1 protein-coding gene is annotated in these 1,185 nt (G+C 65.1%); it reads left to right on the forward strand.

The window, feature by feature from the left end:
- Positions 1 to 139: 139 nt before the first annotated feature.
- On the forward strand, positions 140 to 1,185 hold a 1,046-nt coding region (locus EKD05_RS25500; protein WP_129678459.1), incomplete at its 3' end, for an AAA family ATPase.

Genomic DNA, 1,185 nt, shown 5'->3' on the forward strand with positions numbered 1-1,185 from the left:
GGAAAGGTGCTGGCACGCACCCAGGGGCCGGTTACCGTGTTGGAACGGCCCGCTCAAAAAAGTGACACCTGGTGAGGGACATGCCCCTTGGAGGGCTGGGCATGGTATACTTGACCGACACACGACCAGGAGGAAGCCCATGCCACGGCGTTTCAATGTTGCCGGGCCGTGCAAGCCCGAACTGCACTATATGTTGCCCGCCGCAGCGCGCGTCCCGCTGGCGCGACGCCTGGTAGCTGATTTCAACTATTTTGTCATCCACGCCCCGCGTCAGACGGGCAAGACGACGTCGATGATCGCGCTGGCCCAGGAATTGACGGCGTCTGGGAGCTATGTCGCCGCCCTTGTCTCGGTCGAAGTGGGGGCGGCCTTCAACCACGACCCCGGCGCGGCGGAATTCGCCATCCTGAACAACTGGCGGCTGGCCCTCAACGCCCAGATGCCGCTCGATCTTCAGCCCCCGGCCTGGCCGCAGGCGGAACCGGGAACGCGCATCGGGGCAGCATTGCAGGCATGGGCGCAGGCAGCACCACGTTCGCTGGTGATCTTTATCGACGAGATCGACGCGCTGCAGAACGAGACCTTGATCTCGGTGCTGCGCCAACTCCGTGCTGGCTACACGTGGCGTCCGACCGGATTCCCGGCCTCGCTGGCGTTGATCGGGATGCGCGATGTGCGCGATTACAAAGTGGCGTCCGGCGGCAGCGAGCGGCTCAACACCGCCAGCCCGTTCAATGTCAAGACGGACTCACTGACGCTGAGCAGCTTCACCCGCGACGAGGTGGCACAGCTCTATCAGCAGCACACCGACGACACCGGGCAGGTCTTCACCCCGGCGGCCATTGACCACGCCTTCGCGCTGACCCAGGGCCAGCCCTGGCTGGTCAATGCGCTGGCCCGCCAGGTTGTTGAGCGTGTGACGCCGGATCCCGCGCGTGCCATCACGCCGCTCCACCTCGACGCCGCCAAGGAAATCCTGATCCAACGCCAGGATACCCATCTCGATAGCCTGGCCGAACGGCTGCGCGAGCCACGGGTGCGCCGCGTGATCGAGCCACTGCTGGCGGGCGGGTCGCTCAGCGATGTGCCGCAGGATGACATTCGCTTCGTGGTCGACCTGGGCCTGTGTCGTTTCGACGGCCCCGGTGGGCTGGTCATCGCCAATCCGATCTATAAGGAAGTGCT

It is taken from the genome of Candidatus Chloroploca sp. Khr17, from assembly GCF_004138165.1.
Classification (GTDB): Bacteria; Chloroflexota; Chloroflexia; order Chloroflexales; family Chloroflexaceae; genus Chloroploca.